Here is a 26,274-nt window from a genome sequence, read left to right as displayed (position 1 = left end):
TTAGCCGCGACCGTCGGCCCAGCGGAGGAGGCGCGCCGGGCAGGTGTGCGTCTCTGGCAGCATGGACGCCGATGAACACCATCCCTGACGCCGTCGGTCCGCGTCGAAGCCTGCCCGAAGCTCCCTTCCTCGCGGCCGCGACGGGACGGACGCCGTCGCGTCGGCCCGTGTGGTTCATGCGTCAGGCCGGTCGGTCGCTGCCCGAGTACCGCAAGTTGCGGGAGGGCACCTCCATGCTCGCCTCGTGCTTCGACCCCGAGATGGTCTGCGAGATCACGATGCAGCCGGTCCGGCGGCACGGGGTCGACGCGGCGATCCTGTTCTCCGACATCGTCGTGCCGCTCAAGGCGGCCGGCGTCGACCTCGAGATCGTGGCCGGCACCGGTCCCGTCGTGGCGAACCCGGTGCGGTCCGTGGCCGACGTGCAGTCGTTGCCGGTCCTGCAGTCGGAGCAGATCGAGCCGGTCGCGAAGGCCATCTCCCTGCTCATGGCCGAGTTGAAGGACGTGCCCCTCATCGGCTTCGCGGGCGCACCGTTCACGCTGGCGTCCTACCTGGTCGAAGGCGGTCCGAGTCGCAACCACGAGCGCACCAAGGCGCTCATGCACTCGGATCCGCAGACGTGGCATGCATTGCTCTCGTCGCTGGCCGACATGACCATCGCCTTCCTCACCGCGCAGGCCGATGCCGGCGTCGACGCGGTCCAGCTCTTCGACTCGTGGGCCGGGGCGCTGTCACTCGCCGAGTACCGCGAGTTCGTGTTCCCCCACTCCAGCCGCGTGTTCGAGGCCATGGCGTCGGCCGGCGTGCCGCGCATCCACTTCGGTGTCGGGACGGGCGAGCTGCTCGGGGCGATGGGGGAGGCGGGCGCGGACGTCGTCGGTGTCGACTGGCGGATCCCGCTCGACGTCGCCGCTCGTCGAGTCGGTCCGGGCAAGGCTCTGCAGGGCAATCTCGATCCCGCCGTGCTGTTCGCGGGCCCCGACGCGGTGCGCCGCGAGGTCACCCGCATCGTGGGCGAGGCGGACGCCGCACTCGCTTCCGGCGCCACCGGGCACATCTTCAACCTGGGCCACGGGGTCCTGCCCGCCACCGATCCCGACGTGGTGACGTCGGTGGTGGAGCTGGTGCACTCGCTGTGACCTCGGTCGCCGTCGTCGGAGCGGGCATCAGCGGACTGGTGGCCGCGTACCGGCTGCGGCAGTCGCTGGGACCCGCCGCGCGGATCGTGGTGGTCGAGAAGGCGCCGCGCATCGGGGGCAAACTCCGGTCGGTGGACCTGGCGGGTGGCCCGGTCGACGTCGGTGCCGAGGCGTTCATCGCGCGTCGTCCAGAGGTTCCCGCTCTGCTCGACGAGCTCGGACTCGCCGATCAGCTCGTGCGGCCGTCGCCCGCCGCCCGCCCGCTCCTGCGCTCGGGCGGCGCACTGCACGGACTGCCGACCGGCACGTTGATGGGCATCCCGGCCACGTCCGACTCGGTGCGGAATCTGGTCGACGACGCCACGTGCCGCCGCATCGACACCGATCGTGACCGGCCGCTGCGGTGGACGCCCGGCGACGATGCGTCGGTGGGTGACCTGGTGTCCGAACGCTTCGGCTCCCAGGTGACCGCGCGGAGCGTCGACCCGCTGCTGGGCGGCGTCTACTCCGGGCTGGCCGTCACCACGAGCATCCGCGCCGCGGTGCCGACTCTCGCCGCGGCCCTCGACGCCGGTGCCCCGTCGCTGGTGGACGCCGTCGAGCGAGCGCGCCCGACGCCGTCGCCGGGGCCGGTGTTCGGCGGACTGCGCGGTGGCTACGGCGTGCTTCTCGACGCGCTGCTCGCCGCCTCCGGTGCCGAACTCGTCGCCGCGGACGTGCGGCGGGTGACGTCCGACGGCCGGGGCGCGTGGCACGTCGACGGCGTCGGGGTGGTGGGCGGCGTCGTCCTCGCCGCGCCCGCACCGCAGACGGTCTCGATGCTGCTCGACACGGCGCCCGCACTCGCGCGGGAACTCGGGGACGTGGAACTCGCCTCGTCGGCAGTGGTGGCCCTCGGGTTCGAGGACGGGGGACTACCGCAGAACTCGGGCGTCCTGGTCGCCACGGGGGAGCTCGATTCCTCCGGTGTTCCGTTGCGCGCCAAAGCGTTCACGCTGTCGAGCCGCAAGTGGCCGCATCTCGCCGAGCGCGGCGGCCAGCTGGTGCGGGTCTCCTTCGGACGTTTCGGGGACGCGGACATCGTCGACCGGCCCGACGTCGACCTGGTGTCGGCGGCCCGCACGGATCTGCGTGAGGTGCTCGGTGTGGACGAGGAGCCGACGACGACGTTCGTGCAACGCTGGCACGGCGGACTGCCGCAGTACCGCCCCGGCCACACCGACCTCGTGGCCCGCGTCGAGGACGCCGCCTCGGCGGTGGGCCGACTCGAACTCGCGGGCGCGTACCTGCACGGCGTCGGAGTTCCCGCGTGCGTCGCGACGGCATCCGCGGCGGCGGCCCGGCTGGCGGAGGCGCTGGCCTGACGGCCCGATCGGGACGGCCGGGTGGCACGATGGGTGTCATGGCACGTCTCGATTTCGAAGCACTCAATTCCACGTTGCGCTACTCGATGCACTCGGTGTTCACGGCTCGGCCGGGCGCCCTCGGTGAGGATCGGGAGGCGGTGCTCGCCGAAGCCCGCGCGTTCTTCGACGGTCTCGACGAGACCGACGTCGTGGTGCGCGGGATCTACGACGTGGCCGGACTGCGCGCCGACGCCGACTTCATGATCTGGTGGCACGCGGAGAAGATCGAGGACCTGCAGGCGGCGTACGCGCGCTTCCGTCGGTCGACGGCTCTCGGCCGCGCGTGCGATGCGTTCTGGAGCAACGCCGCGTTGCACCGCCCCGCGGAGTTCAACAAGTCGCACGTCCCGGCCTTCATCGCCGGCGAGGAGCCGGGCGCCTACATCTGCGTGTACCCGTTCGTCCGCTCGCTCGACTGGTACCTGCTGCCCGACGCGGAGCGTCGCACGATGCTCGCCGACCACGGCAAGGCGGCACGCGGCTACAAGGACGTGCGCGCCAACACCGTCCCGTCGTTCGCCCTGGGCGACTACGAGTGGATTCTCGCGTTCGAGGCTCCGACGCTGGACCGCATCGTCGACCTGATGCGTGATCTGCGTGCGACCGAGGCCAGACGTCATGTGCGGGAGGAAGTTCCGTTCTTCAGCGGACCCCGGGTGACGGTCGAGGCGCTCGTCGAGTCACTACCGTGACCACGCCGGCCGCGGTGCTCTTCGACTTCTCCGGCACGCTGTTCCGTCTCGAGGAGGACGAGAGCTGGTTCACCGATCTGCGTGTCGGCGACGACGAGCAGATCGACGGTCATCTCCAGGCCGAGTTGATGCGCCGCATGACCCAGCCCGTCGGGTCGGTGGTCACCCTGGACGACGACGGCCACCGGGCTTGGGAGGCTCGCGATCTCGACCCCGCGATGCACCGGGCCGCCTACCTGGCAGTGCTGAAGGCGTCGGGTGTGCACCGCGTCGAGCACGCCGAGGCGTTGTACGACAAAGTGATCGACCCGTCCTCGTGGACGCCGTACCCCGACACGGCGCGAGTGCTGCACGGCCTCGCCGATCGCGGCGTTCCCGTGGCGGTGGTCAGCAACATCGCGTTCGATCTGCGCGCGGCGTTCGATCTGCTCGGCGTGCACGACACCGTCGCGCACTACGCTCTGTCGTTCGAGGTGGGCGCCGTCAAGCCCGAAGCCGCGATCTTCCGTTCCGCCGTGGACGCTCTGGGCGTCGACCCGGCCTCGTGCCTGATGGTCGGCGACAGCGAGGAGGCCGACGGCGGAGCGCAGGCGCTCGGTATGTCCTTCGCGCTGCTCGATCCACTGCCGACGTCCGAACGACCGTCGGCTCTGCTCGACGCCGTGGCGGCGCACGGTCTCGCGCTCGCGTAGGGCGCCGTGACGTCCGCGCGCCGTGGGGTGCAGCACATGGCCCACTTCGGTATGTACACCGCCGACACGGACGGCCGGGACGTGGTCGCGGTCCGTCCGCCGACGGGCGACGCCGATCCGTCCCCGATCCTGGGCAACGTTCCCGGGTCGGTGACCCATCGCTCGCGCATCCGTCGACCGGCGGTGCGTCGGGGCTGGCTCGAGAACGGCCCCGGACCGTCCACCGCGCGTGGGGCCGACGCGTTCGTCGAGATGGAGTGGGACGAGTTCCTCCCCCTGCTCGCCGGCGAGCTCCGTCGAGTCGTGCGCGAGCACGGCAACGAGGCCGTCTTCGGCGGGTCGTACGGGTGGGGCAGCGCGGGCCGGTTCCACCACGCGCAGAGTCAGGTTCACCGGTTCCTGAACACCCTGGGTGGCTACACGCGGTCGGTGGGCAGCTACTCCCTCGGCGCCACCGGCACGATCATGCCTCGGGTCATGGGGACGCACTGGAAGATGTTCTCGCGCTCCACCTCGTGGGACGTGATCGCCGAGCACACCGACCTGCTGGTCGCGTTCGGCGGGGTTCCGCTGAAGAACACGTCGGTCAATCACGGTGGCACCAGCGATCATCCGACACGCGACGCGCTGCATCGCCTCCGTGCGCGCGGCGGCCGGATCGTCTCGATCTCGCCGCTGCGTGACGACACGGACGGAGCGGCGGAGTGGATCGCACCCGTACCGGGGTCGGACGTCGCCCTCATGTTGGGGCTGGCACACGTGCTCGCCTCGGAGGGGTTGCACGACACCGCGTTCCTGCAGCGGTACACCACCGGGTACGACGTCTTCGAGCGCTACCTGCTCGGCGAGACGGACGGTGTCCCGAAGTCACCGGAGTGGGCGCAGAACCTGACGGGGGTCCCGGCGTCGGACATCACCGCCCTGGCGCGGCGCATGGCTCGCGCCACCACGCTGGTCACCGTCACCTGGTCACTGCAGCGCATCCGCCACGGGGAGCAGGCGCCGTGGATGGGTCTCACGCTCGCCGCGATGCTCGGCGGCGTCGGTGTGCCGGGCGCGGGCTTCGGTCACGGCTACGGGTCGATGAACGAACCCGGCCTGGCACCCGTGCCGTATCCGCTGCCCACGCTTCCCCAGGGCCTCAACGGTGTGTCGACGTCGATTCCGGTCGCCGCGATCTCGGACATGCTGTTGAACCCTGGTGGGCCGTACGACGCGGACGGCACCGCGTCGACGTATCCGGACATCCGGCTGCTGCACTGGGCCGGCGGCAACCCGTTCCATCACCACCAGGACATCGGCCGGTTGCGCACCGCTCTGGCTCGCCCCGAGACCGTCGTGGTGCACGAGCCGTACTGGACACCGATGGCACGGCACGCCGACTTCGTGGTGCCGTCGACGACGACCCTCGAGCGCGACGACCTGAGCTGCACCCGCAACGACCCACTGCTCGTGGCGATGCAGGCCGCCGTCCCGCCCTTCGCCGACAGCCGCGACGACTACGACACCTTCGCGCTGCTCGCGCGAGAGCTCGGCGTCGAGTACGACTTCACGGAAGGGCGCTCGTCCGCTGACTGGCTGCGTCACCTCTACGACCAGTGGCGACGTTTCGTGTCCGATGCGGGGCGGGTGACGCCGCCGGTGTTCGACGAGTTCTGGACCGAGGGAACGTTCCGGATGGACACCGAGGACGGTCTGACGCTGCTGTCCGATTTTCGCGACGATCCCGAGCGGGCCCCCTTGCGGACACCGAGCGGGCGCATCGAGATCTTCTCGGCCGACATCGAGTCGTTCGGCTACGCCGACTGCGGGGGACACCCACGGTGGTACGCACCGGACGAGTGGCTGGGCGGTGAACGCGCACAGGCGTTCCCGCTGCACCTGATCGCGAATCAACCGCGGACCCGGTTACACAGCCAACTCGACCACGGGGCCGTGAGCCTCGCGTCGAAGATTCAGGGCCGGGAACCGATGCGGATGCATCCCGCGGACGCCGCAGCGCGCGGACTCCGCGACGGCGAGGTGGTGCGGGTGTTCAACGACCGTGGCTCGTGCCTCGCGGGGCTCGTCGTCGACGATCGCCTGCGCGAGCGCGTGGTGCAACTGTCGACCGGCGCCTGGTACGACCCGCTCGATCCGTCGGACCCGCGCTCGATGTGCGTGCACGGCAATCCGAACGTGCTCACCGCCGACCGCGGCACGTCGTCGCTCGCGCAGGGGTCCACCGGCCAGCACGTCCTGGTGGACGTCGAGAAGTGGACCGGCGAACTGCCGCCGATCCGCGCGCACGATCAGCCGGAGTTCGTCGATCGTGGGGACGTGCGTCAGAAGTAGACGCGGCTGATGACCTGGGCGACCAGCGCGGGCTTCGTCGCACCCTCGATCTCGATGGTCGAGTCGACGGTCATCTGCACCGCTCCGCCGTCCAGCCGATCTGCTGCGGCGAGGACGGCCGTCAGACGAACGCGCGACCCGACGAGCACAGGATTGACGAAGCGAACCTTGTTGCTGCCGTAGTTGACTCCCATCGTGGAGTTCTCGACCGTGTAGGTCTGCCAGGACAGGGCCGGCAACAGGGACAGCGTGAGGTACCCGTGGGCGACGGGACCACCGAAGGGGCTCTCCTTCGCGGCGCGCTCGGGATCCACGTGGATCCACTGGTGGTCACCGGTGGCGTCGGCGAACTGGTTCACGCGCTCCTGCGTGATCTCCAGCCAGTCGCTGGTGCCGATGGTCTCGCCGAGGGCGGACACGATGTCGTCCGCGGACGTGAAGGTACGCATGGAGCCGACACTAGCGGCGGCGAGCCGTTCTGCACAGAACCTCTGTCGGGGCGCCACATCCGGCCCTGCGGACCCGGCCTGGGTGCAGGACGAGCGCAGTACGATGCGCCGATGACGTCACACCCGGAACCCACCGGCCTACTCGAGCGCGCCGAGACGGGTGTCGATCTCGTGCTGGAGCGCGTCCTGGACGTACCGATCGACGACGTCTGGGACAGTCTCACCGTCAGTGAGCGCACCGCGCGGTGGTACGGCAGCTGGGAGGGAACGCCGGGAGCCGGCAGCACCGTGCGGGTGACGATGGGGTTCGAGGAGAACGCACCCGCCTCCGACCTGACGATCCTGGCGTGTGACGCGCCGAGGTATCTCGCACTGGAGTCCGACGGGTGGACGTTCGACGTGACGCTCAGGACCACGGGAGACGGGACCACGTTGACGTTCCGGCACCACCTGACGACGACGGACGGCCTCGAGGACATCGGCCCGGGATGGGAGTACTACCTCGACATGCTGGTCTCCACACACACGGAAGGGTGGTCGCCGTCCTTCGACGACTACCACCCGTCCCAGTGCGGGTACTACGGCTCACTCAGGCCTTCGGCTCCAGCGTGAGCGAGATCGAGTTGATGCAGTACCGCTGATCGGTCGGGGTGGGGTACCCCTCGCCCTCGAAGACGTGGCCGAGGTGACTGTGGCAGTTGCTGCACAGGACCTCGGTGCGCTTCATGCCCATCGACCGGTCGACCTTCAGGATCACGGCGTCGGTGTCCTTGGGATCGAAGAAGGACGGCCACCCGCAGTGGGACTCGAACTTCTCGGTGCTGCGGAACAGTTCGGCGTCACAGGCGCGGCACTTGTAGACGCCCTCGGTGGTGGTGTCGGTGTACTCGCCGACGAACGGCCGCTCGGTGCCGGCCTTGCGCAGCACTGCGTACTCGGCTGCGGTGAGCTTGGTACGCCACTCGTCGTCGGACAGCTCGAACGTGGGCTTCTTCTCTGGTGCGGAACTCATGCCTCCACGCTAATGCGTGGCCGCGGTTCCCGCTGTCGTCGCAGGTACAGGCTTCGGTGAGGTCGTGTTCTCGTCGAGCAGGAACGCCGGATCGATGCCGCCGTCCAGCCGGCCCTCGCGGCGCGCGGTGAGATAGCGACCGACGAGCACGGCGAAGATAACGACGATGATCAGCGACCAACCCCACGTCGTGCGGAGGTACTCGATGGAGCGCCCGAACTCCGGGAAGCGGCCGACGAGCCAGCTGTCGTAGCTGAGGAACCCGTACACGGCGAGCCACGCCGGCCAGTTGCGCATCACCGAGTTGCGCAGCACCACCGACATGATCAGCGGGAACAGCATCATCGAGTAGTACATCTGGCCGAGCGACGCGAGCAGGAACGATGCGACCAGTAGCAGCCCACCCGCGGTGGTCACGAAGAACAGTTCGTCGTGGCGGTAGTACTTCCACAGCAGCCACAGGGACACGAGCACCATCACGGCGAACACGGCGCGGAGCGCGAGCACCAGCGCGGTGGGCAGTCCGTAGTAGAGGCCGTTGCCGACGATCGCGCTGTTGAAGTAGTCCCGCGTCTCGAGGAGGTACGGCACCGTGTGGGAGACGAAGGCCATCGGGTCGACCGACAGCGGGAGGGCGAGCAGCGTCAGGACGACGGGGATACCGACGGCGGTGACGAAGACGCGCCACTCCTTGCGGACGAGCGGCAGCAGAAGCAGCGGTGCGAGAGTCGGTTTGACGGCGATGGTCAGGCCGATGGCGGCGCCGGACCAGTACGGGTGCCGCCTCAGCAGCAGCATCATGAACAGCACTTCGCCGAGCAGGATCAGGCCGTTGATGTTGGTGAAGATCAGTGTGTTGGTGACGGTCTCGGTGGAGAACGCGGCGAGCAGCACCACCGGTGCGGCCACCGACGACAGGCCGAGCTGGAACATGCGCAGTAGCAGGTAGAGCGCGACGATCACGGCGACGGCGTTGACCCCGATGAACAACCAGCGCGAGCGCTCGGGGTCCAGCACGGCCAGCGGCGCGATGATCAGCGTCCCGCTCGGCGGATAGAGATAGTGCGGGTCGACCGAGTCGAAGTTCGCCGTGTAGACCTCGCGCCGGTTCAGAAATGCCAACGCGGCGTTGTAGACCGGGCGGAAATCGTCGGTGATGTTGCCGTTGACGGCCTTGACGATCACGCGATTGAGGACCGTCAGGATGGCGATGGGCCACAACGCGAAACGGATCACCTGCGCGGTGGTCTCACCAGTTCGCGGTTCGAGATGACGGAACGACACCCGGAGACGGTACCCCGGCAACTAGGCCGGACACGCATTACCGCCTTCCGGCACGTCGCCCGTTTCGAGGTACGCCGCGACGGCCGCGCGCCCGCACCTCGAGCCCACCGACACGGGGTGTCCGATGCCGTCCCAGGTGATCGTCGTGGTGGCCGCGCCGGCCGCGCCCAACGCTCCCGTGACCGCCGGAAGCGGCTCCGTACCGGTGACGGCGTCGGCGTTCCCGCTGAGCACCAGGACCGGGAGCCCCAGGGTGGAGGGGACGGGCGGCGGGGTGGTCGCCGGCCACGCCGAGCAGGTGAGCAGGTTCAACGCCGCCGTCGCACCGAAGGCCGGGTACTGGCCCGACCACGACGTCTGCAGCTCCCGGACCCGGTCGGGCGCGGGCCACTGCTGGCCGTCGGTGCAGCGGCTCACGAAATGACCGTCGGTCTCGGTCAGGGCGCGCACCTCGTCGACCGCGTCGTCGAGTGCGGTGGTGTTCCCGGCGAGCGCACCTGCCACCGTGTCCGACGTGGAGCGCACCCGCGCGGCACCGTCGGCGGTGGACGGATACGCCAGCAGGTGGACGACTGCCTGTCGAACGGTGGCACCGGACAGCGGTGCGAGATCACCGGCGTCGGAGCGGCGGAACAGCTCCACCACCTGTGAGCGCGGATCCGCCCCGAGCGAGCATCCGACGGCGGCGCATCGGGTGGCGAACGCCGTCAGGGCGGCCTCCTCCCCGCGCACGGTCTGCTCGGCGCTGGTGACGGCGTCGGTGATGACGCTCGTGGGGGAATCGAGCACGAGACGGGCGACGTGGTCGCCGTACGCGGCCGCGTACCCGAGCGCGACGAGGGCGCCGTTGCCCGATCCCAGGAGCGACAGGGCACGCACTCCCCACGCCTCCCGGAGCGCCTCGAGATCGTCGGCGCTGTTGGTGACCCCGAAGATGAGTGCCTCGGGAAGCAGGAAGTCGGTACACGCGATCGTCGCGTCGCGGGCGAGGGTCGCGACCTTGTCCGCCGCGTCGGTGCCGGGTGAGTACTGCCCGAGGTCGGTCAGCGCGTCGCGGGTGGACGTGGCACCCGAGTAGCAGTCGAACGGCGCGGAGTTGCCGATGCCGCGCCGATCGACACCGACGATCGGGTGGGCGTCGAGGAGCGCGGTGTCCGGCTGCGCGGCGAGCGCCGCCATGTCCGCGGACGACGGTCGATCGGTGCCGGACGTGTAGACCAGCGGCGCCGCGTCCGCCGGCGTGGCGGCCGTGCGCACGCGGACCGCGGAGAGTTCGAACGTGCCGTCCGAGGCGACGGTGCGGTCGATGGGAGCGGGGAAGGTCGCGCAGTCCACCAGCACTCCGGGCGCGGCCGTGACCCCGCGAGCAGCGGTGGTGCGGGCCGTGCAGTCGGTCCAGTTCAGGTCGGTGACCGGTGCCTCGAGGGGGCGTGGCCCCTCGTCGGTGGGTTCGGTCGTCGCGGGCCCGCCGTCGGACCCGGCCGATCCACCCTCGATCGCCACGTCCGGACGGGTCGACGGTCCGGCCCCGCACGCGGCGGCGACCACGACGACGGCCGTCAGGGCGGCGAGCCGTGACCCGAACCTCGACATCTGCATACGTTCAGCGTGCCATCTCGCGCGCACGTACCCAGCGCACCAGGACGGTCCCGTCGTCGTCGAGCAGGATGTGGCCCGGGGTCATCGGGCGGTCGACGGCGGCATCGGACGTCGCCATCCGGCCCGAGGTCCCGGCGCTGAGGGTGGGCGAGGTGGTCACGCAGACCTCGTCGACGACATCCGCGGCGAGAAGCGACCCGAAGAGTCCGGGCCCGCCCTCGCACAGCACTCGCTGCAGGCCGAGGTCCTGCAGCAGCGCGACCACGACGTCGCCGGTGAGGTCGCCGTCGGCGCGGACGACGGTGAGCCCGGCGTCGCGCAGTGCCTGCACCTTGTCCTCGGGCGCGTGCGAGGTGGTCAGCACGATCGGCGGCACCTCCGCGCCCGTCACCACCGTCGACTCGGGATCGACGCTCGCGGAGCCGGTCACCACGACGATCGGAGGGACCTCGCTCTGACCCCGCGCGGTGCGCGCGGCGCGCACCGCGTCGGGCACCTCGACACCGCCGTAGTTCTCTGCCGTGACGGTGCCCGATCCCACCAGGACGGCGTCGGCGAGCGAGCGGAGCTCGCCGAAGACCGCCTTGTCAGCAGGGGTCCCCAGTCCACCGGACACCCCGTCCTGCGACACCGCACCGTCGATGCCCGCCACGAAGTTGACGCGGATCCAGGGGGAGTGGAGCTCGGCCGGATACGCGTAGAGATCGGTGAGATCGTCGTCGGTCACTGTGAGGTAGGTCCCATTATCGATACGCTGCACAAAAGCCATCACACCACGTCGTTAACCTCGTCCCATGCCACAACGCCTCGTCGACCGCGATCCCGTGGTGCCCGCCGACCAGCTGATCGCCCAGATGGTGCCGCCGGCGATGTTCGACGACGTGAGTTTCGCGTCCTACATCCCGGACCCGAACGAGCCGACGCAGGCCGAGGCCGTGCGCAAGGCGGAGGAGTTCGCCGGCAAGGTCGCGAAGATCCGGTCGGGCGGGAAGCGCGGTCTGTTCGGCAAGAAGACGCCGGCCTCCGGCGCAGGTCTGTACCTCGACGGTGGGTTCGGCGTCGGCAAGACCCACCTGCTGGCGTCGATCTTCCACGCGTCGCCGGAGCCCAAGGCGTTCGGCACCTTCGTCGAGTTGACGCACGTCGTCGGAGCTCTCGGATTCACGAAGGCGCTCGACGAGCTGTCCGGTCACAGCGTGCTGTGCATCGACGAGTTCGAGCTCGACGATCCGGGCGACACGATGTTGGTGTCCCGGTTGCTCACCGAGTTGGCCGCCAAGGGCGTCTCCATCGTCGCGACGTCCAACACGCTGCCCGGCCAGTTGGGCGAGGGTCGCTTCGCCGCTCAGGACTTCCTGCGTGAGATCAAGAAGCTCGGCTCGATCTTCGAGTCCATTCGTGTCGACGGTCCCGACTACCGGCACCGCGACCTGCCCCCGGCTCCGGACCCGATCGGCGCGGACCAGATCGAAGCCGCCGCGGCGGCCGTCGAGGGATCGACGCTCGACGACTTCGACGCGCTGGTGAAGCATCTGAGCACCCTGCACCCGTCGCGCTACGGGAAGTTGATCGAGGGTGTCACGGCCGTCTTCATCGAGAACGTCCACGCGGCACCCGACCAGTCCGTGGCGCTGCGCCTCGTCGTGCTGGCCGACCGCCTGTACGACGCGGGTACGCCGGTCACCGTGTCGGGTGCGAAGCTCGACGAGCTCTTCACCGAGGAGATGCTCCAGGGCGGATACCGGAAGAAGTACCTGCGCGCGACGTCGCGTCTGCTGGCGCTCTCGCGCTTCGCCTCCGTCTGAGTCGCTACCGTCCGAGTCGGCGTCAGGTGAGGTCGCGCTGCATGACGAAGTCCTCGTGCAGCACGGCTCCCAGCGCGAAACGCTTCTCTCCCAGCTGCCGGAAACCGCTGCGCCGATAGAACGCCAGCGCGCGGGCGTTCTGCTGGTTCACTCCGAGCCACAGCGCGCTGCGTCCGAGCCGTCGAGCCTCGTCCGCGGCCGACTCCATCAGTGCTGCAGCAACTCCGGTGCCGTGGGCGGCGGGGTCGCTGTACATCTTGCTCACCTCCACGGCGTCCGTGGCCGTGAGGGCGCTCGACACGTCCGGGTCGGTCGACGCCGACAGGATCAGCATCGTGTACCCGACCAGTGCCGTGCCCTGCGGAGCAACCCGCACGATGCGCTCGTCGTCGTCGAGGTAGGTGCGGAACGCCGACTCCGACAGCACGGTCGCCACGAAATGGTCGATGTCCTCCTGCAGCGTTCCGGGTGGACACGCCAGGGGGAAGGTCCGTCCCGCCAGATCGGCGAGGGCCGGCACGTCGGCGTCCGTGGCGCGTCTCGTGGGCTGTGTCGCCACCCGTCAGGCCGATCGAGGGTGGGCGGCGTGGGGGCGGTCCGTCGCCTCCACGGCGTCCACCACGTTCTTCGCTTGTCGCAGAGGCATTCCCGTGCGATCGCGCAGCAGCGACATCGCCTGCGCCGGCTTGCGCGCGTGCACCAGAGCGGCCACGGCGGTGTGAGTCTCGGCGTCGACGGGATGACGGTCGACGGTCTCCGTCCGTGCGGCGGCGGTGCGGTGTCGCAGCGCGAACCAGGTGACGACGACGGCGAGATCGATGACCACGAGAGCCACGACGAACCAACCCCAGGTAGGCATGAGGCAAGTCAATCACCCTGCGCCGGACGCACACGGCGATTCGGGTGATCGGCGGGCGATCGCCGTTGTGTCTTCTCACTCCCGACGTCCGAGACGTGTCGTTCACGACACCGGACGATCGGGTAGGCGGAGGATGAACGACGAACGATGGCGCGGGGTCACGACGCCGCAGCGTGGCGACGACGAGAGGATCGACATGAGCGAACAGATGACGGTGCAGTACTTCACGGGTCGCGTGGACCGGGTCAAGGCAGCGGTTCAGAAGGCCGTCGACGAGGCGGGCGCGTACGGCAGCGATCAGCTGGTGGCGGATTTCGAGTGGATCCAGTACGCCCACGATCACGTGCACGTGACGACGCGCGACGAGGTGGACTACGTCGACGACGAGACGACGACGCGGCACCTCGACGAGCTGTTCGAGCGGTACCGAGTGGGATGAGGCGGAATGCACGAAGCCCCCGTCCGAGGACGGGGGCTTCGTGTGGTGGTGCGCGATACTGGGATTGAACCAGTGACCTCTTCCGTGTCAGGGAAGCGCTCTCCCGCTGAGCTAATCGCGCGGGACCCGGTGTCGGGTGACGAGGTGGAGACGGGAATCGAACCCGTGTGCACGGCTTTGCAGGCCGTTGCCTCACCACTCGGCCACTCCACCGTGGTGACGAGAACCCCGGCTCGTGAGAACCGGGAGACTCGATACCCTCGAGCGGACGACGGGATTCGAACCCGCGACCCCAACCTTGGCAAGGTTGTGCGCTACCAGCTGCGCCACGTCCGCACACTCCTCGGTGGCGTTTCCGCCTCCGTGGTGCGGTTCGAAACATTAGCCCACGTCGGCCGGAAGTCACAAATCCGCTGTTCACACCGTGTTTCCCTGCCGTCACTCCTGTCACGACCGCCGCAGGGTCGGTCGGCCGCAGCGGTGGCCGGCGCGGGTCGGGGTCCGTGTTGGGAGCACCCTCGGGGACGTGTTAACGTTTCCCCTCGTTCGGACGACGTGCTCGCACGTTGCCCGGTCCCGTGGCTCAGTGGAAGAGCGTCCCGTTCACACCGGGAAGGTCGCTGGTTCGATCCCAGCCGGGACCACAGAGAAGATGACAGGCCCTCGCTGCAGCGGGGGCCTTTCGCGGTTCCGAGGCCGGTGTCCCCGGGTATGGTGACCTGGTGAGTACCGACAAGGCCCCCGCAGACAGGGTCGCCCCCGCAGAGCGCGCAGCGACTGCCGACCCGTCCGCGGTGACGGACTCCGGATCGCGTGAGCGCGGCAGCCGCGGGCGCGAGGAGCGCAGCCGGTACCGCGAGTGGCGTGACGGCATCGCCTCGCGCCCGACCGTGGATCGTGCCTACCGCATCGCGGTGGCCGCGGTGGGAACCGTCGTCCTCGCCCTCGGCATCGTCGCCATCCCGTATCCCGGTCCCGGATGGCTCATCGTCTTCGCCGGTCTCGGCATCCTCGCCTCGGAGTTCGCGTGGGCCAAGACCGTCCTGCACTGGGTGCGGGCCCGGTACGACACGTTCATGGAGTGGTTCGGTCGGCAGAACATCGTCGTCAAGGGACTCGGCGCACTGTTGACCACCGTGGTCGTGCTCGCCACGCTGTGGCTGCTCGGCGCCCTCGAGCTGGTCGCCGGTTGGGTGGGCCTGGACTGGGCGTGGCTGCAGAGCCCACTCTGACCGCCGCGGACGTCGTCACGCGCACCGCGAAGGCGCTGCCGTGGACCGCGAACCTCATGGTGGTCCCGCCCGGGGACGGCTGGGACATCCCCGATCCAGCGCTGCTGGACGTCGCACTGGCTCGGTCCGCCGCGCGGTGGCCCGACGTCTCGGACACCACGTGCGCGACGCTGTGGTGGTACGGCTCCAGCTCGACGCTCGCACTGGTCCTCGGCGCTCAGATGCTCGTCACCGGGCACTGCGTCGACCCGACGGATCCCGATGCGGTGGTGGCCATCGGCGACACCGGGACCGTTGCCGCACTGATGTCGCCCACGGTGGCGACGTCGGCGGGCACAGTCGTGGCGGACCTGGTCGAGCGCCTGGTCGGGGGGCTCGCACAGCGCGTGCCGGGGCTGTCCGCACCGAGCCTGTGGGCGATCGCCTCGGACTCCGTGGCCAACCGGGTGCTCGACGTGGCCTCCGCACTCGGACGCGTGGCCGACGCCACCGCGATGGCGCGGCTCCTCACGTCGCAGGCTCGGACGCACCGGTTCCCCGAACCGCGTCTCGTGGACGTGACGGCGGACGCGATCGTCACACCGGCGACTGCGAGTGCGCCGGATGCGCACTCGCGCCGTGTCGTCCGTCGTGGATCGTGCTGTCTGGTCTTCGAGGCCGGGGTCGACATGTGCGTCAGCTGCCCGCGTCGTACCCCCGAGGACAGAGCCCGACGGTGGTCGGCGCTTCTCTGACGCGCCAGGCGTTCGGGCGAGGTGTCTGCCGCGTCCCCGATGCCGATACGCTGTGCACGACACCCGACCCACACCTGTCGCCGCCGCCCCACCCGGGCGGCACCGACCCACGTCCGTAGGAGCGCATCACCGTGAGCATGCCCGATTCCGCTGTCCTCGCACCTCGCATCAGCGTGGCCGCAGGGACGACCGCCGGAACGGCGCTGCGCGACACCGGCCTTCCCAACAAGGGGCCGGACGCCATCGTGGTGGTCCGGGACGAGGAGGGTCGACTCCGCGACCTGTCGTGGGCTCCCGAGGCGGACACCGAGGTCGAGCCCGTGCGCGCCGACAGCGAGGACGGCCGCAGCGTCATCCGCCACTCGGCCGCGCACGTGCTGGCCCAGGCGGTCCAGGAGATGTTCCCGAACGCGAAGCTGGGCATCGGCCCGCCCATCGAGAACGGCTTCTACTACGACTTCGACGTGGAGAACCCGTTCACTCCGGAGGACCTGACCAAGCTCGAGAAGAAGATGAAGCAGATCATCAAGAGTGGTCAGCGGTTCTCGCGGCGCGTCTACGACTCCCTCGACGCCGCCAAGGCCGAGCTGGCCGACGAGCCGTACAAGCTCGAACTCGTCGACGACAAGGGCTCGGTCGACGATCCCGAGGTCATGGAGGTGGGCGGGGGAGAGCTCACCGCCTACGACAACCTGAACCCGCGGACCGGCGATCGCGAGTGGGGCGATCTGTGCCGCGGACCGCACGTGCCCACCACCAAGTACATCCCGGCGTTCAAGCTCACCCGCAGCTCGGCCGCGTACTGGCGCGGCGATCAGTCGAAGGCCGATCTACAGCGCGTGTACGGCACCGCCTGGGAGTCGCAGGAGGCGCTCGACGCGTACCTCGAGCTCCTCGCGGAGGCCGAGCGTCGCGATCACCGCAAGCTGGGGTCGGAGCTCGACCTGTTCAGCTTCCCCGACGAGTTGGGATCCGGCCTGCCGGTCTTCCACCCCAAGGGTGGCATCGTGCGCAAGGAGCTCGAGGATTACTCGCGCCAGCGCCATGTCGAGCAGGGCTACGAGTTCGTCTACTCACCGCACATCACCAAGAGCACGCTGTACGAGGTCTCCGGTCACCTCGACTGGTACAAGGACGGCATGTTCCCCGCGATGCATCTCGACGCGGAACTCGCCGAGGACGGCACGGTGCGCAAGCCCGGCCAGGACTACTACCTCAAGCCGATGAACTGCCCGATGCACAACCTGATCTTCGACTCCCGCGGCCGCTCGTACCGCGAGCTCCCGTTGCGGCTCTTCGAGTTCGGGTCGGTGTACCGCTACGAGAAGTCGGGCGTCATCCATGGTCTGACCCGAGTACGCGGCATGACGCAGGACGACGCGCACATCTACTGCACCCGTGAGCAGATGCACGACGAGCTCACGAACACCCTGAACTTCGTCCTCGGACTGCTGAAGGACTACGGACTCGACGACTTCTACCTCGAGTTGTCGACCCGCAACCCCGACAAGTCCGTCGGCTCCGACGAGGTGTGGGAGGAGGCCACCGCCACCCTCGCCGAGGTCGCCGCGGCCTCCGGGCTGCACCTCGTTCCCGATCCGGGCGGCGCCGCGTTCTACGGACCCAAGATCTCGGTGCAGGCGAAGGACGCGCTCGGCCGGACGTGGCAGATGTCGACCATCCAGCTCGACTTCAACCTGCCCGATCGTTTCGGCCTCGAGTACACCGGCAGCGACGGTGTGAAGACGCGCCCCGTCATGATCCACCGCGCACTGTTCGGTTCCATCGAACGCTTCTTCGGTGTGCTGACCGAGCACTACGCGGGTGCCTTCCCGGCGTGGCTCGCCCCCGTGCAGGTGGTGGGCATCCCCGTCGCCGAGGCGTACGCGGACCACCTCTTCGGTGTGATCGCCGCGCTGCGGAAGGCGGGCATCCGCGCCGAGGTCGACGCCAGTGACGACCGCATGCAGAAGAAGATCCGCAACCACACCACGCAGAAGGTGCCGTTCATGCTGCTGGCCGGGCAGAACGACGCGGATGCCGGTGCGGTGAGCTTCCGCTTCCGCGACGGCACCCAGATCAACGGTGTCCCCGTCGACGACGCGGTCAATGCGGTCGCCTCCTGGGTGGCGCAGCGCCGCAACGAGTCCCCGACGGCGGACACCTTCGACACCATCCCCGGCGGGAGTGACGGAGCATGAGCGAGGACGACGCCACCGCCGACGCGGGAGCCATCGTGGACACCGGGACGGGTGACGAGGACCGCCTTCAGCGGCTCTGGTCGCCGCACCGGATGTCCTACATCGCGACGGCTCCGAAGGTCGACGACAAGATGGCGTCGGAGCCGTTCACCCAGATTCCCACGCTGGAGGACGAGGACGGGCTCATCGTCGCGCGCGGAGAGCACGTGTACGCGGTGCTGAATCTCTACCCGTACAACCCGGGTCACCTGATGGTGGTGCCGTACCGCAAGGTGGCCGACCTCGAGGACCTCACGGACGAGGAGAGCGTGGAGCTGATGCGATTCACGCAGCACGCGATCCGCACGATGAAGCGGGTCTCACGCCCGCACGGGTTCAACGTCGGGCTCAATCTCGGTGCGCCCGCAGGCGGTTCGCTCGCCGAGCACCTGCACCAGCACGTCGTCCCGCGGTGGGGCGGTGACGCCAACTTCATCACCGTCATCGGCGGTGCGAAGGTCATGCCGCAACTCCTCCGAGACACTCGCGCGTTGCTCGCCGCCGCGTGGAAGGACTGACTCCGTCGTGCTGAGCATCTTCGGTAGGGCATCGGCGTCCAAGGTCACCGCGCCGCTGGGCCGCGCCCTCAACAGCACGGGTCTCACGCCGGACTCCGTCACCATCATCGGCACCGTCGCGAGCGTCGTCGCCGCGATCACGCTGTTCCCCGCGGACCATCTGTTCATCGGCACGCTGGTGATCTGGCTGTTCGTCATGTTCGACATGCTCGACGGTGCGATGGCACGTGCGCGGGGCGGCGGCAGCAAGTACGGCGCCGTGCTCGATGCGACGTGCGACCGCGTGGCCGACGGCGCCATCTTCGCCGGGTTGTCGTGGTGGGCGGTCTTCCACCAGAACGATCGGCCGCTGTTCGTCGCGATGCTCGTGTGTCTGGTCACGTCGCAGGTCATCTCCTACGCCAAGGCCCGTGCCGAGGCGAGCGGACTGTCCGCCGACGGCGGCCTGATCGAACGTCCGGACCGCCTGGTGATCGTCCTCGTCGGATCCGGGCTCACCGGCATCGGCCAACTCGCCGATCTCACCTGGCTGCAGTTCGCTCTGCCCGTCGCGACGTACTTTCTGGCCGCGGCGAGCATCGTCACGGTGTTCCAGCGTGTACTGGCCGTCCGCAACTCCGCCGGTGCCCGCGACATCATTCCGATCCAGCCGAAGGCCAACCGGATCGAGCCGGACAGCACGGCTGGATGAGTCTGTCGGAGCGGCTCGGCGCCGCGGGATACATCGCCGGATGGCGGGTCGTCCGGGCGCTGCCCGACGGCGTCGCGACCCGACTCTTCGACGCCGGCGCCGACCTCGCCGCGCGCCGCAACGGTGGACCGGAGCAGCTGCGCCGCAACCTCGCCCGCGTGCTGGGCACCACCGCGGACGCGGTACCGGACGACCTCGTGCAGGCGTCGGTGCGCTCCTACGCGCGGTACTGGCGCGAGGCGTTCCGGTTGCCGTCCATGGATCTCGCGGCCCAGGCCGCGGCCATCGACGACGCCGTCGTCGGCCAGGAACATCTGGACGCGGCGCTGGCGTCCGGCCGCGGCGCCGTGCTCGCGCTCCCGCACAGCGGGAACTGGGACATGGCGGGCGTCTGGCTCACGCGCACCCGCGGCCAGTTCACGACGGTGGCCGAACGGCTGAAGCCGGAGTCGCTCTACCAACGCTTCGTCGCGTACCGCGAGTCCCTCGGTTTCGAGATCTTCCCGCTGAGCGGCGGCGAACGCCCGCCGTTCGAGCAACTCTCCGAGCGCCTGCGAGACGGAAAGGTCGTGTGCCTCCTCGGTGAGCGCGACCTCGCCCGCCACGGGGTGCCCGTCACGTTCTTCGGGGAGCCGACCCGTATGCCGGCCGGGCCCGCGCGTCTCGCGATCGACACCGGTGCGGCTCTGCTCCCGGTGCACTGCTGGTTCACCCCCACCGGCTGGGGTTTCTCGATCGAGCCCCCGATCGACGTCTCCGCCGGCGTCGAGCAGGCCACCCAGTCGCTCGCCGACCACTTCGCCGCCAACGTCGCCGCGCATCCGGCCGACTGGCACATGCTGCAGCCGCTGTGGTGGGACGACCTCTCGCAGGGCCGGCGTGACCGCATGACCGGTGAGGCCGACCGGTGAAGATCGGCATCGTCTGCCCGTACTCGTTCGACGTCCCGGGTGGTGTGCAGGCGCACGTCGCGGAACTGGCCGAGGTACTGATCCAGCGCGGTCACCGTGTCAGCGTCCTGGCCCCAGCGAGCGACGAGACGGCGCTGCCCGACTTCGTCGTCTCGACGGGCAAGGCCCTGAGCTTCCCGTACAACGGCTCGGTGGCGCGCCTGGCGTTCGGTCCGGTGACCTACACCCGCATCCGGGCGTGGATCGAGAAGGGCGAGTTCGAGGTCCTGCACATCCACGAGCCGAACGCGCCCAGTCTGTCGATGCTGTCGCTGAAGATCGCGGACGGTCCGATCGTGGCCACGTTCCACGCCTCGACCACGAAGTCGTTGCTGCTGAGCACCTTCCAGGGTGTGCTGCGCCCGTATCACGAAAAGATCGCCGGGCGCATCGCCGTCTCGGAGCTGGCGCGACGGTGGCAGGTGGAGGCTCTGGGGTCCGATGCGGTGGAGATCCCCAACGGGGTCCACGTCCCCGCGTTCGCGACGGCGCCCCTGTTGCCCGGGTATCCCCGGCCGGGCCGGACGCTGGTGTTCATCGGCCGCTACGACGAGCCCCGCAAGGGCATGCAGACCCTGCTGGCCGCGCTCCGGCCCATCGCCGCGGTGTTCCCGGACATCGAGGTGCTGGTCGTGGGCCGCGGCGACGAGCAGAAGCTGTGCCGAGAGGCCGGCGATCTGGCGAAGCACTTCCGCTTCCTCGGCCAGACGACGGACGCCGAGAAGGCGTCGGCACTGCGCAGCGCCGACATCTACTGTGCTCCGAACACCGGCGGCGAGAGCTTCGGCATCGTGCTGGTGGAGGCCATGGCAGCGGGCGCGCCCGTGGTCGCGAGCAATCTGGACGCGTTCCGCCGCGTGCTGCGTGACGGCACGGCCGGTGTGCTCTTCCCGGTGGGCGATTCCGAGGCCATGGCGGACGCGGTGATCCGCGTGCTGTCGAACGACGACGAGCGGGCCGACCTGGTGCGTCAGGCGAGCCGCGCCGCCGTGTCCTACGACTGGCCGGTCGTCGCGGAGCAGATCGTCCGGGTGTACGAAGCGGTCGCGGTGGCCGGTCGCACGGTGAAGGTGATCGACTGATGACGTTCTGGGTGGCCGCCGCCGTCGTGGTCGTGGCACTGCTGGTCCTGCTCCTCGGCCTCTGGGCGTACTCGACGGCGCACCGTCTCGACCGACTGCACGTGCGCTCGGACCGGTCCTGGCAGTCCCTCGAGGCCGCCCTTGCCCGTCGGTCGGTGGTGACCCGTGCGGTCGCCGCCGCCCTGGACGCGCCGGGATCGGTGGAGAGCCGCACCCTGACGACGCTCGCGGATCGGGCGGAACGGGCGGAGCGAGCCGACCGGGAGCGCGCCGAGAACGCGGTGTCCGTCGCGCTGGGCCGCATCGACCTCGCCCGGCTGAACCCGCAGATGATCTCCGAACTCGCCGACGCGGAGGCGCGGGTGCAGATCGCCCGGCGGTTCCACAACGACGCGGTCCGCGACACCGTCGCACTGCGATCGCGTCGACCCGTCCGCCTGCTCCGACTCGGCGGGACGGCCGCGATGCCGACCTACTTCGAGCTCTCCGAGAGCGAGGCGACCCTCGAGGAGGTCGAGGGCGCGTCGACCCGGACCTCGGCGCGCGTCGTGCTGCTCGACGGGCGCGGCCGCGTGCTGCTGCTGCGGGGTCACGATCCGTCTGTGCCCGACGTGCATTTCTGGTTCACCATCGGTGGGGGCGTCGAGGTGGGGGAGACCCTGCGCGACGCCGCCGTTCGCGAACTGCGCGAGGAGACCGGCATGGTCGCCTCGGCGGAGGACCTGCGCGGGCCCATGTGGCGTCGGACCGCGACGTTCTCCTTCGACGGCGTCGTGATCCGGTCGGAGGAGCTGTTCTTCGCTCTCCGCGCCGAGGCGTTCGAGCCGGTGCGCACAGGCTTCACGGAGCTCGAGCGACGCGTCGTCACCGGACATCGCTGGTGCACGGCGGACGAGATCCGGTCACTGGCCGCCTCGGGCGACGCGGTCTATCCGCGCGCGATGGCGGAGCTGCTCGACGAGGCGGACACGGTGCTGGCTCTCCGCACCGATCCGGACGTGCGCGCCATCCACTGACCTGGTGTGATGGCAGCCATAGCGGGCCAGTGCGGTCGAAGTGGTTATCGCGACGAGGTCCAGCCGAGCCTAGGCTCGCGGTGCACCCATTCCCGCATGCCTGAGGAGATCACCGTGACCACCACCCTCCCGTCCGAGCAGGACGCCACTCCGTCCACCGGAACCGCCCGCGTCAAGCGCGGTATGGCAGAGATGCTCAAGGGTGGCGTCATCATGGACGTGGTCACCGCCGAGCAGGCGAAGATCGCCGAGCAGTCCGGCGCCGTCGCCGTCATGGCTCTCGAGCGGGTGCCCGCGGACATCCGCGCACAGGGCGGCGTCTCGCGGATGAGCGATCCCGACATGATCGACAGCATCATCTCCTCGGTCAGCATCCCCGTCATGGCGAAGGCGCGCATCGGCCACTTCGTCGAGGCACAGATCCTGCAGAGCCTCGGCGTCGACTACGTCGACGAGTCCGAGGTGCTGACCCCCGCCGACTACGCGAACCACATCGACAAGTGGAAGTTCACGGTTCCCTTCGTCTGTGGTGCGACCAACCTCGGCGAGGCGCTGCGCCGGATCACCGAGGGCGCGGCCATGATCCGCTCGAAGGGCGAGGCCGGCACCGGTGACGTGTCCAACGCGACCACGCACATGCGCACCCTGCGTGACCAGATCCGCCACCTGACGTCGCTGCCCGAGGACGAGCTGTACGTCGCCGCGAAGGAGCTGCAGGCTCCCTACGATCTCGTCGTCGAGGTCGCCCGCGCGGGCAAGCTCCCCGTCACCCTGTTCACCGCCGGCGGCATCGCCACCCCGGCGGACGCCGCGATGATGATGCAACTCGGCGCCGAGGGTGTCTTCGTCGGCTCCGGCATCTTCAAGTCCGGCAACCCAGAGCAGCGTGCCGCCGCCATCGTCAAGGCGACCACCTTCTTCGACGACCCGGACGTGCTGGCCAAGGTCTCCCGCGGCCTGGGCGAGGCCATGGTCGGCATCAACGTCGACGAGATCCCGCAGCCGCACCGCCTCGCCGAGCGCGGCTGGTGATCTGACACCACCTCCGGTCTGCGGGGGTGGTCAGCGCTCGACGAGCAGGGCCGGGCGGTCGGGGTGGTCCATCCGCACCTCGACGTCCGCCCGTTCGCCGTGCTCCGCGTGCGCCGTCAGGGCAGGCACCGTCCAGCGCTCGTCCTCCGGGGTGAGGCGCGACGCGGTGCGCTCGGTGAGCGTCAGCGCCACCGTGACGTCGAGATCGAGGTCACGCCCCAGCAGCATGGGGCCCGCGACGACCACCACCTGATTCTGCGCCGCCGTTCGCGGCCGAGCGCGAGCGGAGCGATCGGACCGCTCGTCCCACAGCGCGGGCAACCACTGATCGCGTTTGTGCACCGCCGTGATCACCTCACGCGTCAATGCGTCGTAGTCGAACCACAGGGTGCGGTAGGAGAGTTCGTCCTCGTGCCCGTACTCGAGTCGCAGCGACGCGGGCCGCACCCAGTCGTGCAGGGAGACGAGATCGGCGGCGCGGCCGTCCGCGCGGAGCCGGGCGACGACGCGCTGAGCGAAGGCCACCGGATCGGCGGCGTCCGCACCGTCGACGGCCACGACACACCGTCCGTCGACGGCGTCGATGCGGTCCACGACGTGGTCCACCACCGCGTCGGGAGTGGTGGGGGAGAAGCGGGGCACGGCCTCGATCCTGCCCGACGCGCCGCCTCCGCCCCCTGCGAGTACGGCCGAAGTGTCGTTCCGGGGCCCGATTCTGCGACACTTCTGCCGTACTCGCGGGGCAGGTCCCGTCTGTCCCGACCGGAAAGGGTGATCATGGCCGGAATCGAAGAGATCCTCGAGCTCGAGCGCATCGAGAACGACATCTATCGCGGGAGTTCCGTCCCGAGTCAGCTGCAGCGCACGTTCGGCGGCCAGGTCGCCGGGCAGTCGTTGGTGTCCGCGGCGAAGACGGTGGATCCCGCGTTCCGCGTGCACTCGCTGCACGGATACTTCCTGCGTCCCGGAAACCCGAACGAGCCCACCGTCTTCACGGTCGACCGCATCCGCGACGGTCGGTCGTTCGCCACGCGTCGGGTCACGGGCATCCAGGACGGCAAGGCGATCTTCACGATGTCGGCGTCGTTCCACGTGGAGGACGAGGGCATCGAGCATCAGGACCGGATGCCGGCAGTGGTGGGTCCGGAAGACCTCCCCGACGTCGCCGAGGACGAGGCGTTGCGGCAGAAGATGTTCTACAAGGAGTGGAACCGGTGGGACGTGCGGCTCGTCCCGCAGGACCGCATCACCCGGAGCTCCAGTTTTGCTGCGCAGCAACAGGTCTGGATCCGATACCGCGATCCGCTGCCGGACGATCAGGTCTTCCACGTGTGCGCTCTGGCGTACATGTCGGACATGACGCTGCTGGGTTCGGCGAAGGTCCCGCACGAGGACGTCGCCACGCAGACCGCGTCGCTCGATCACGCGTTGTGGTTCCTGCGCCCGTTCCGTGCGGACGAGTGGTTGCTGTACGACCAGACGTCGCCCTCCGCCGGCCTCGGCCGCGCGTTGACCCAGGGACGGATCTACGACCGTCAGGGCCGGATGGTCGCGGCCGTCACGCAGGAGGGTCTGATGCGCTACGACCGCTCGGCGCAGCACACGCCGGGCCTCGAGACGTCACGGTGACAGCTCCGACCATCGGGGTGCTCGCGCTGCAGGGTGACGTGCGAGAGCATCTCGAGGCGCTCACTGCCGCCGGTGCGAGCGCGGTGACGGTGCGCCGTCCCGAGGAACTCGACGCCGTCGACGGTCTGGTGCTGCCCGGCGGCGAGTCGACCACGATGGGGAAGCTGCTGCGGATCTTCGATCTCCTCGATCCGCTCCGCGAGCGCCTCGCCGCCGGTATGCCCGCCTACGGGTCCTGCGCCGGCATGATCCTGCTGGCCTCCGACATCCTGGACACCACCCCGGATGCCGTGCATCTCGACGGCCTCGACATCACGGTGCGGCGCAACGCCTTCGGTCGTCAGGTCGACTCCTTCGAGACCGACCTCGACGTCGCTCGGGTGGGCGGCGAGCCGATGCGTGCCGTGTTCATCCGGGCGCCGTGGGTCGAGCGGGTCGGCGACGGAGTCGAGGTGTTGGCCACCGTCCCGGAGGGTCCCGCGGCGGGCCGCGTCGTCGCCGTGCGGCAGGGCGACGTGCTCGCGACGTCGTTCCATCCCGAGGTCACGGGGGACCGCAGGGTCCACGCTCTGTTCGCCGACATGGTGCGGGAGCGAAGGACCTCGTCCACGCCCGCGTAAGATGGGCACGTTCTCTGCCGGTACGAAAGGGGCTATTGCCGATGAGCGGCCACTCCAAATGGGCGACCACGAAGCACAAGAAGGCTGTCGTCGACGCCCGCCGATCGAAGTCCTTCGCCAAGTTGGTGAAGAACATCGAGGTCGCCGCGCGCACGGGTGGTGGTGACCCCGTCGGTAACCCCACGTTGTACGACGCCATCCAGAAGGCGAAGAAGACCTCGGTCCCCAACGACAACATCGAGCGTGCGCGCAAGCGCGGCGCCGGTGAGGAAGCGGGCGGCGCCGACTGGCAGACCATCATGTACGAGGGCTACGGGCCCAACGGTGTCGCCGTCCTCATCGAGTGCCTCACCGACAACCGCAACCGCGCGGCCGGCGAGGTCCGCGTCGCGATGACTCGCAACGGCGGCAACATGGCCGACCCGGGTTCCGTGTCCTACCTGTTCTCCCGCAAGGGCGTCGTCACGCTGGAGAAGAACGGCCAGTCCGAGGACGACGTCCTCATGGCCGTGCTCGACGCCGGCGCCGAGGAGGTCAACGACAACGGGGACACCTTCGAGGTGGTCTCGGAGCCGACCGACCTCGTCGCCGTGCGCACCGCGCTGCAGGAGGCAGGCATCGACTACGACTCCGCCGAGGCCAGCTTCCAGCCGTCCGTCAGTGTGCCCGTCGACGTCGACGGAGCGCGCAAGGTGTTCAAGCTGATCGACGCGCTCGAGGACAGCGACGACGTGCAGAACGTGTGGTCCAACGTCGATCTGTCCGACGAGGTGCTCGCGCAGCTCGACGAGGACTGACTCCAGCGCGCCGCCCACAC

Annotated in this window: 28 protein-coding genes and 4 tRNA genes; 21 read left to right on the top strand and 11 right to left on the bottom strand. The window is 69.5% G+C overall.

Going from position 1 to position 26,274, the window contains the following annotated elements; genetic code table 11:
• The first annotated feature begins 71 nt into the window (after positions 1 to 71).
• Genes hemE through OG947_RS01595 form a run of 5 tightly spaced genes read left to right on the top strand, consistent with a single transcriptional unit; the run spans position 72 to position 6,266 of the window.
• A complete protein-coding gene (gene hemE / locus OG947_RS01615; RefSeq protein WP_328812976.1) occupies positions 72 to 1,142 on the top strand; it encodes a uroporphyrinogen decarboxylase in 1,071 nt (356 codons plus the stop codon).
• Positions 1,139 to 2,506, top strand: a complete 1,368-nt coding sequence (locus tag OG947_RS01610; RefSeq protein WP_328812975.1) for a protoporphyrinogen oxidase — start codon at positions 1,139 to 1,141, stop codon at positions 2,504 to 2,506. Before hemE ends, OG947_RS01610 begins: the two co-directional genes overlap by 4 nt.
• A gap of 38 nt (positions 2,507 to 2,544) precedes the next feature.
• Entirely contained in the window at positions 2,545 to 3,240 is a 696-nt protein-coding gene (gene hemQ / locus OG947_RS01605) for a hydrogen peroxide-dependent heme synthase (protein ID WP_027505205.1), read from the top strand.
• The gene (locus OG947_RS01600; RefSeq protein WP_328812974.1) at positions 3,237 to 3,932 is read left to right on the top strand and encodes an HAD family hydrolase; all 696 of its coding nucleotides are present in this window, start codon (positions 3,237 to 3,239) and stop codon (positions 3,930 to 3,932) included. The genes hemQ and OG947_RS01600 overlap by 4 nt, the downstream gene beginning before the upstream one ends.
• Before the next feature lie 36 nt (positions 3,933 to 3,968).
• Entirely contained in the window at positions 3,969 to 6,266 is a 2,298-nt protein-coding gene (locus OG947_RS01595; RefSeq protein ID WP_328812973.1) for a molybdopterin-dependent oxidoreductase, read from the top strand.
• On the opposite strand, the gene OG947_RS01590 is transcribed toward OG947_RS01595, so the two are convergent.
• Positions 6,257 to 6,715 (bottom strand): MaoC family dehydratase, encoded by a 459-nt coding sequence (locus OG947_RS01590; RefSeq protein ID WP_056444801.1) that lies wholly within the window; start codon positions 6,713 to 6,715, stop codon positions 6,257 to 6,259. The genes OG947_RS01595 and OG947_RS01590 overlap by 10 nt on opposite strands.
• 111 nt (positions 6,716 to 6,826) lie before the next feature.
• Between OG947_RS01590 and OG947_RS01585 the strand changes: the two genes are divergently transcribed.
• Entirely contained in the window at positions 6,827 to 7,327 is a 501-nt protein-coding gene (locus OG947_RS01585; protein ID WP_328812972.1) for an SRPBCC domain-containing protein, read from the top strand.
• Here the strand turns inward: OG947_RS01585 and msrB are convergent.
• The 4 genes from msrB to OG947_RS01565 are packed head-to-tail and all read right to left on the bottom strand — an operon-like array spanning position 7,305 to position 11,379.
• Positions 7,305 to 7,727 carry a peptide-methionine (R)-S-oxide reductase MsrB gene (gene msrB / locus OG947_RS01580; RefSeq protein ID WP_222645270.1) on the bottom strand — a complete coding sequence of 141 codons (423 nt, stop codon included), beginning with the start codon at positions 7,725 to 7,727 and terminating at the stop codon, positions 7,305 to 7,307. The genes OG947_RS01585 and msrB overlap by 23 nt on opposite strands.
• A gap of 9 nt (positions 7,728 to 7,736) precedes the next feature.
• Entirely contained in the window at positions 7,737 to 9,011 is a 1,275-nt protein-coding gene (locus OG947_RS01575; RefSeq protein WP_155956979.1) for a glycosyltransferase family 87 protein, read from the bottom strand.
• Between the two features lie 21 nt (positions 9,012 to 9,032).
• On the bottom strand, positions 9,033 to 10,610 hold the full coding sequence (locus OG947_RS01570) for an alpha/beta hydrolase (RefSeq protein ID WP_328812971.1): 1,578 nt from the start codon (positions 10,608 to 10,610) through the stop codon (positions 9,033 to 9,035).
• A 4-nt stretch (positions 10,611 to 10,614) separates the two neighbouring features.
• Complete coding sequence (locus OG947_RS01565) at positions 10,615 to 11,379, bottom strand: pyrimidine reductase family protein (RefSeq protein WP_328812969.1); 765 nt, start codon at positions 11,377 to 11,379, stop codon at positions 10,615 to 10,617.
• A 25-nt stretch (positions 11,380 to 11,404) separates the two neighbouring features.
• Here OG947_RS01565 and zapE point away from each other — a divergent pair, with 25 nt between their 5' ends.
• Complete coding sequence (gene zapE / locus OG947_RS01560) at positions 11,405 to 12,415, top strand: cell division protein ZapE (protein ID WP_027505213.1); 1,011 nt, start codon at positions 11,405 to 11,407, stop codon at positions 12,413 to 12,415.
• 22 nt (positions 12,416 to 12,437) lie between these two features.
• Here zapE and OG947_RS01555 read toward each other — a convergent pair whose 3' ends face one another.
• Positions 12,438 to 12,974 (bottom strand): GNAT family N-acetyltransferase, encoded by a 537-nt coding sequence (locus OG947_RS01555; RefSeq protein ID WP_307092853.1) that lies wholly within the window; start codon positions 12,972 to 12,974, stop codon positions 12,438 to 12,440.
• 3 nt (positions 12,975 to 12,977) lie between these two features.
• A complete protein-coding gene (locus OG947_RS01550) occupies positions 12,978 to 13,274 on the bottom strand; it encodes a hypothetical protein (protein ID WP_162246766.1) in 297 nt (98 codons plus the stop codon).
• Between the two features lie 196 nt (positions 13,275 to 13,470).
• Between OG947_RS01550 and OG947_RS01545 the strand changes: the two genes are divergently transcribed.
• Complete coding sequence (locus tag OG947_RS01545) at positions 13,471 to 13,713, top strand: hypothetical protein (RefSeq protein WP_162246765.1); 243 nt, start codon at positions 13,471 to 13,473, stop codon at positions 13,711 to 13,713.
• Positions 13,714 to 13,759: 46 nt separating this feature from the next.
• On the opposite strand, the gene OG947_RS01540 is transcribed toward OG947_RS01545, so the two are convergent.
• The 3 genes from OG947_RS01540 to OG947_RS01530 all read right to left on the bottom strand — a co-directional run bounded on the left by OG947_RS01540 (position 13,760) and on the right by OG947_RS01530 (position 14,049).
• A tRNA-Val gene (locus tag OG947_RS01540) sits at positions 13,760 to 13,834 on the bottom strand.
• Between the two features lie 21 nt (positions 13,835 to 13,855).
• Positions 13,856 to 13,926, bottom strand: a tRNA-Cys gene (locus tag OG947_RS01535).
• Between the two features lie 50 nt (positions 13,927 to 13,976).
• Positions 13,977 to 14,049 (bottom strand) — tRNA-Gly (locus OG947_RS01530).
• 236 nt (positions 14,050 to 14,285) lie between these two features.
• On the opposite strand from OG947_RS01530, the gene OG947_RS01525 reads away from it, so the two are divergent.
• The 10 genes from OG947_RS01525 (at position 14,286) to pdxS (ending at position 23,208) form a co-directional block, all read left to right on the top strand.
• Positions 14,286 to 14,357, top strand: a tRNA-Val gene (locus OG947_RS01525).
• Between the two features lie 150 nt (positions 14,358 to 14,507).
• Positions 14,508 to 14,945, top strand: a complete 438-nt coding sequence (locus OG947_RS01520; RefSeq protein WP_051613207.1) for a TIGR02611 family protein — start codon at positions 14,508 to 14,510, stop codon at positions 14,943 to 14,945.
• Complete coding sequence (locus OG947_RS01515) at positions 14,924 to 15,679, top strand: (2Fe-2S)-binding protein (RefSeq protein ID WP_328812968.1); 756 nt, start codon at positions 14,924 to 14,926, stop codon at positions 15,677 to 15,679. Before OG947_RS01520 ends, OG947_RS01515 begins: the two co-directional genes overlap by 22 nt.
• A gap of 137 nt (positions 15,680 to 15,816) precedes the next feature.
• Positions 15,817 to 17,880, top strand: coding sequence for a threonine--tRNA ligase (gene thrS, locus OG947_RS01510; protein ID WP_328813943.1), 2,064 nt, complete (start codon positions 15,817 to 15,819; stop codon positions 17,878 to 17,880).
• Positions 17,877 to 18,437 (top strand): HIT family protein, encoded by a 561-nt coding sequence (locus OG947_RS01505; protein WP_027505217.1) that lies wholly within the window; start codon positions 17,877 to 17,879, stop codon positions 18,435 to 18,437. The genes thrS and OG947_RS01505 overlap by 4 nt, the downstream gene beginning before the upstream one ends.
• A 7-nt stretch (positions 18,438 to 18,444) precedes the next feature.
• Positions 18,445 to 19,128, top strand: coding sequence for a phosphatidylinositol phosphate synthase (gene pgsA, locus OG947_RS01500; RefSeq protein WP_056444783.1), 684 nt, complete (start codon positions 18,445 to 18,447; stop codon positions 19,126 to 19,128).
• Entirely contained in the window at positions 19,125 to 20,039 is a 915-nt protein-coding gene (locus tag OG947_RS01495; protein ID WP_328812967.1) for a phosphatidylinositol mannoside acyltransferase, read from the top strand. Before pgsA ends, OG947_RS01495 begins: the two co-directional genes overlap by 4 nt.
• On the top strand, positions 20,036 to 21,160 hold the full coding sequence (locus OG947_RS01490) for a glycosyltransferase family 4 protein (RefSeq protein WP_027505220.1): 1,125 nt from the start codon (positions 20,036 to 20,038) through the stop codon (positions 21,158 to 21,160). Before OG947_RS01495 ends, OG947_RS01490 begins: the two co-directional genes overlap by 4 nt.
• A complete protein-coding gene (locus OG947_RS01485) occupies positions 21,160 to 22,176 on the top strand; it encodes an NUDIX hydrolase (RefSeq protein WP_027505221.1) in 1,017 nt (338 codons plus the stop codon). The genes OG947_RS01490 and OG947_RS01485 overlap by 1 nt, the downstream gene beginning before the upstream one ends.
• A 96-nt stretch (positions 22,177 to 22,272) precedes the next feature.
• A complete protein-coding gene (gene pdxS / locus OG947_RS01480) occupies positions 22,273 to 23,208 on the top strand; it encodes a pyridoxal 5'-phosphate synthase lyase subunit PdxS (protein ID WP_051613209.1) in 936 nt (311 codons plus the stop codon).
• A gap of 30 nt (positions 23,209 to 23,238) precedes the next feature.
• Here pdxS and OG947_RS01475 read toward each other — a convergent pair whose 3' ends face one another.
• Positions 23,239 to 23,850, bottom strand: a complete 612-nt coding sequence (locus OG947_RS01475) for a hypothetical protein (RefSeq protein ID WP_328812966.1) — start codon at positions 23,848 to 23,850, stop codon at positions 23,239 to 23,241.
• A gap of 135 nt (positions 23,851 to 23,985) precedes the next feature.
• Between OG947_RS01475 and OG947_RS01470 the strand changes: the two genes are divergently transcribed.
• From OG947_RS01470 to OG947_RS01460, 3 genes are read left to right on the top strand one after another with little or no spacing between them, the layout of a single operon-like run.
• Positions 23,986 to 24,837, top strand: a complete 852-nt coding sequence (locus OG947_RS01470; RefSeq protein ID WP_328812965.1) for an acyl-CoA thioesterase — start codon at positions 23,986 to 23,988, stop codon at positions 24,835 to 24,837.
• On the top strand, positions 24,834 to 25,457 hold the full coding sequence (gene pdxT, locus OG947_RS01465) for a pyridoxal 5'-phosphate synthase glutaminase subunit PdxT (RefSeq protein WP_027505224.1): 624 nt from the start codon (positions 24,834 to 24,836) through the stop codon (positions 25,455 to 25,457). Before OG947_RS01470 ends, pdxT begins: the two co-directional genes overlap by 4 nt.
• Positions 25,458 to 25,498: 41 nt before the next feature.
• Positions 25,499 to 26,254: a YebC/PmpR family DNA-binding transcriptional regulator gene (locus OG947_RS01460; RefSeq protein WP_027505225.1), complete on the top strand. Its 756-nt coding sequence runs from the start codon at positions 25,499 to 25,501 to the stop codon at positions 26,252 to 26,254.
• Positions 26,255 to 26,274: the final 20 nt, after the last annotated feature.

It is taken from the genome of Rhodococcus sp. NBC_00297, from assembly GCF_036173065.1.
Classification (GTDB): Bacteria; Actinomycetota; Actinomycetes; order Mycobacteriales; family Mycobacteriaceae; genus Rhodococcoides.
This window is presented reverse-complemented; position numbering and strand designations above follow the sequence as displayed.

Bases quoted from the DNA above. Each gene is read 5' to 3' on its own strand.
- OG947_RS01550 (WP_162246766.1), bottom strand. From the start codon at position 13,274: ATGCCTACCTGGGGTTGGTTCGTCGTGGCTCTCGTGGTCATCGATCTC.
- OG947_RS01470 (WP_328812965.1), top strand. From the start codon at position 23,986: ATGGCCGGAATCGAAGAGATCCTCGAGCTCGAGCGCATCGAGAACGAC.
- OG947_RS01595 (WP_328812973.1), top strand. From the start codon at position 3,969: ATGGCCCACTTCGGTATGTACACCGCCGACACGGACGGCCGGGACGTG.
- OG947_RS01590 (WP_056444801.1), bottom strand. From the start codon at position 6,715: ATGCGTACCTTCACGTCCGCGGACGACATCGTGTCCGCCCTCGGCGAG.
- OG947_RS01485 (WP_027505221.1), top strand. From the start codon at position 21,160: ATGACGTTCTGGGTGGCCGCCGCCGTCGTGGTCGTGGCACTGCTGGTC.
- OG947_RS01585 (WP_328812972.1), top strand. From the start codon at position 6,827: ATGACGTCACACCCGGAACCCACCGGCCTACTCGAGCGCGCCGAGACG.
- zapE (WP_027505213.1), top strand. From the start codon at position 11,405: ATGCCACAACGCCTCGTCGACCGCGATCCCGTGGTGCCCGCCGACCAG.
- thrS (WP_328813943.1), top strand. From the start codon at position 15,817: ATGCCCGATTCCGCTGTCCTCGCACCTCGCATCAGCGTGGCCGCAGGG.
- OG947_RS01565 (WP_328812969.1), bottom strand. From the start codon at position 11,379: ATGGCTTTTGTGCAGCGTATCGATAATGGGACCTACCTCACAGTGACC.
- hemE (WP_328812976.1), top strand. From the start codon at position 72: ATGAACACCATCCCTGACGCCGTCGGTCCGCGTCGAAGCCTGCCCGAA.
- pdxS (WP_051613209.1), top strand. From the start codon at position 22,273: ATGCCTGAGGAGATCACCGTGACCACCACCCTCCCGTCCGAGCAGGAC.
- hemQ (WP_027505205.1), top strand. From the start codon at position 2,545: ATGGCACGTCTCGATTTCGAAGCACTCAATTCCACGTTGCGCTACTCG.
- OG947_RS01460 (WP_027505225.1), top strand. From the start codon at position 25,499: ATGAGCGGCCACTCCAAATGGGCGACCACGAAGCACAAGAAGGCTGTC.
- OG947_RS01570 (WP_328812971.1), bottom strand. From the start codon at position 10,610: ATGCAGATGTCGAGGTTCGGGTCACGGCTCGCCGCCCTGACGGCCGTC.
- OG947_RS01495 (WP_328812967.1), top strand. From the start codon at position 19,125: ATGAGTCTGTCGGAGCGGCTCGGCGCCGCGGGATACATCGCCGGATGG.
- OG947_RS01545 (WP_162246765.1), top strand. From the start codon at position 13,471: ATGAGCGAACAGATGACGGTGCAGTACTTCACGGGTCGCGTGGACCGG.
- msrB (WP_222645270.1), bottom strand. From the start codon at position 7,727: ATGAGTTCCGCACCAGAGAAGAAGCCCACGTTCGAGCTGTCCGACGAC.
- OG947_RS01505 (WP_027505217.1), top strand. From the start codon at position 17,877: ATGAGCGAGGACGACGCCACCGCCGACGCGGGAGCCATCGTGGACACC.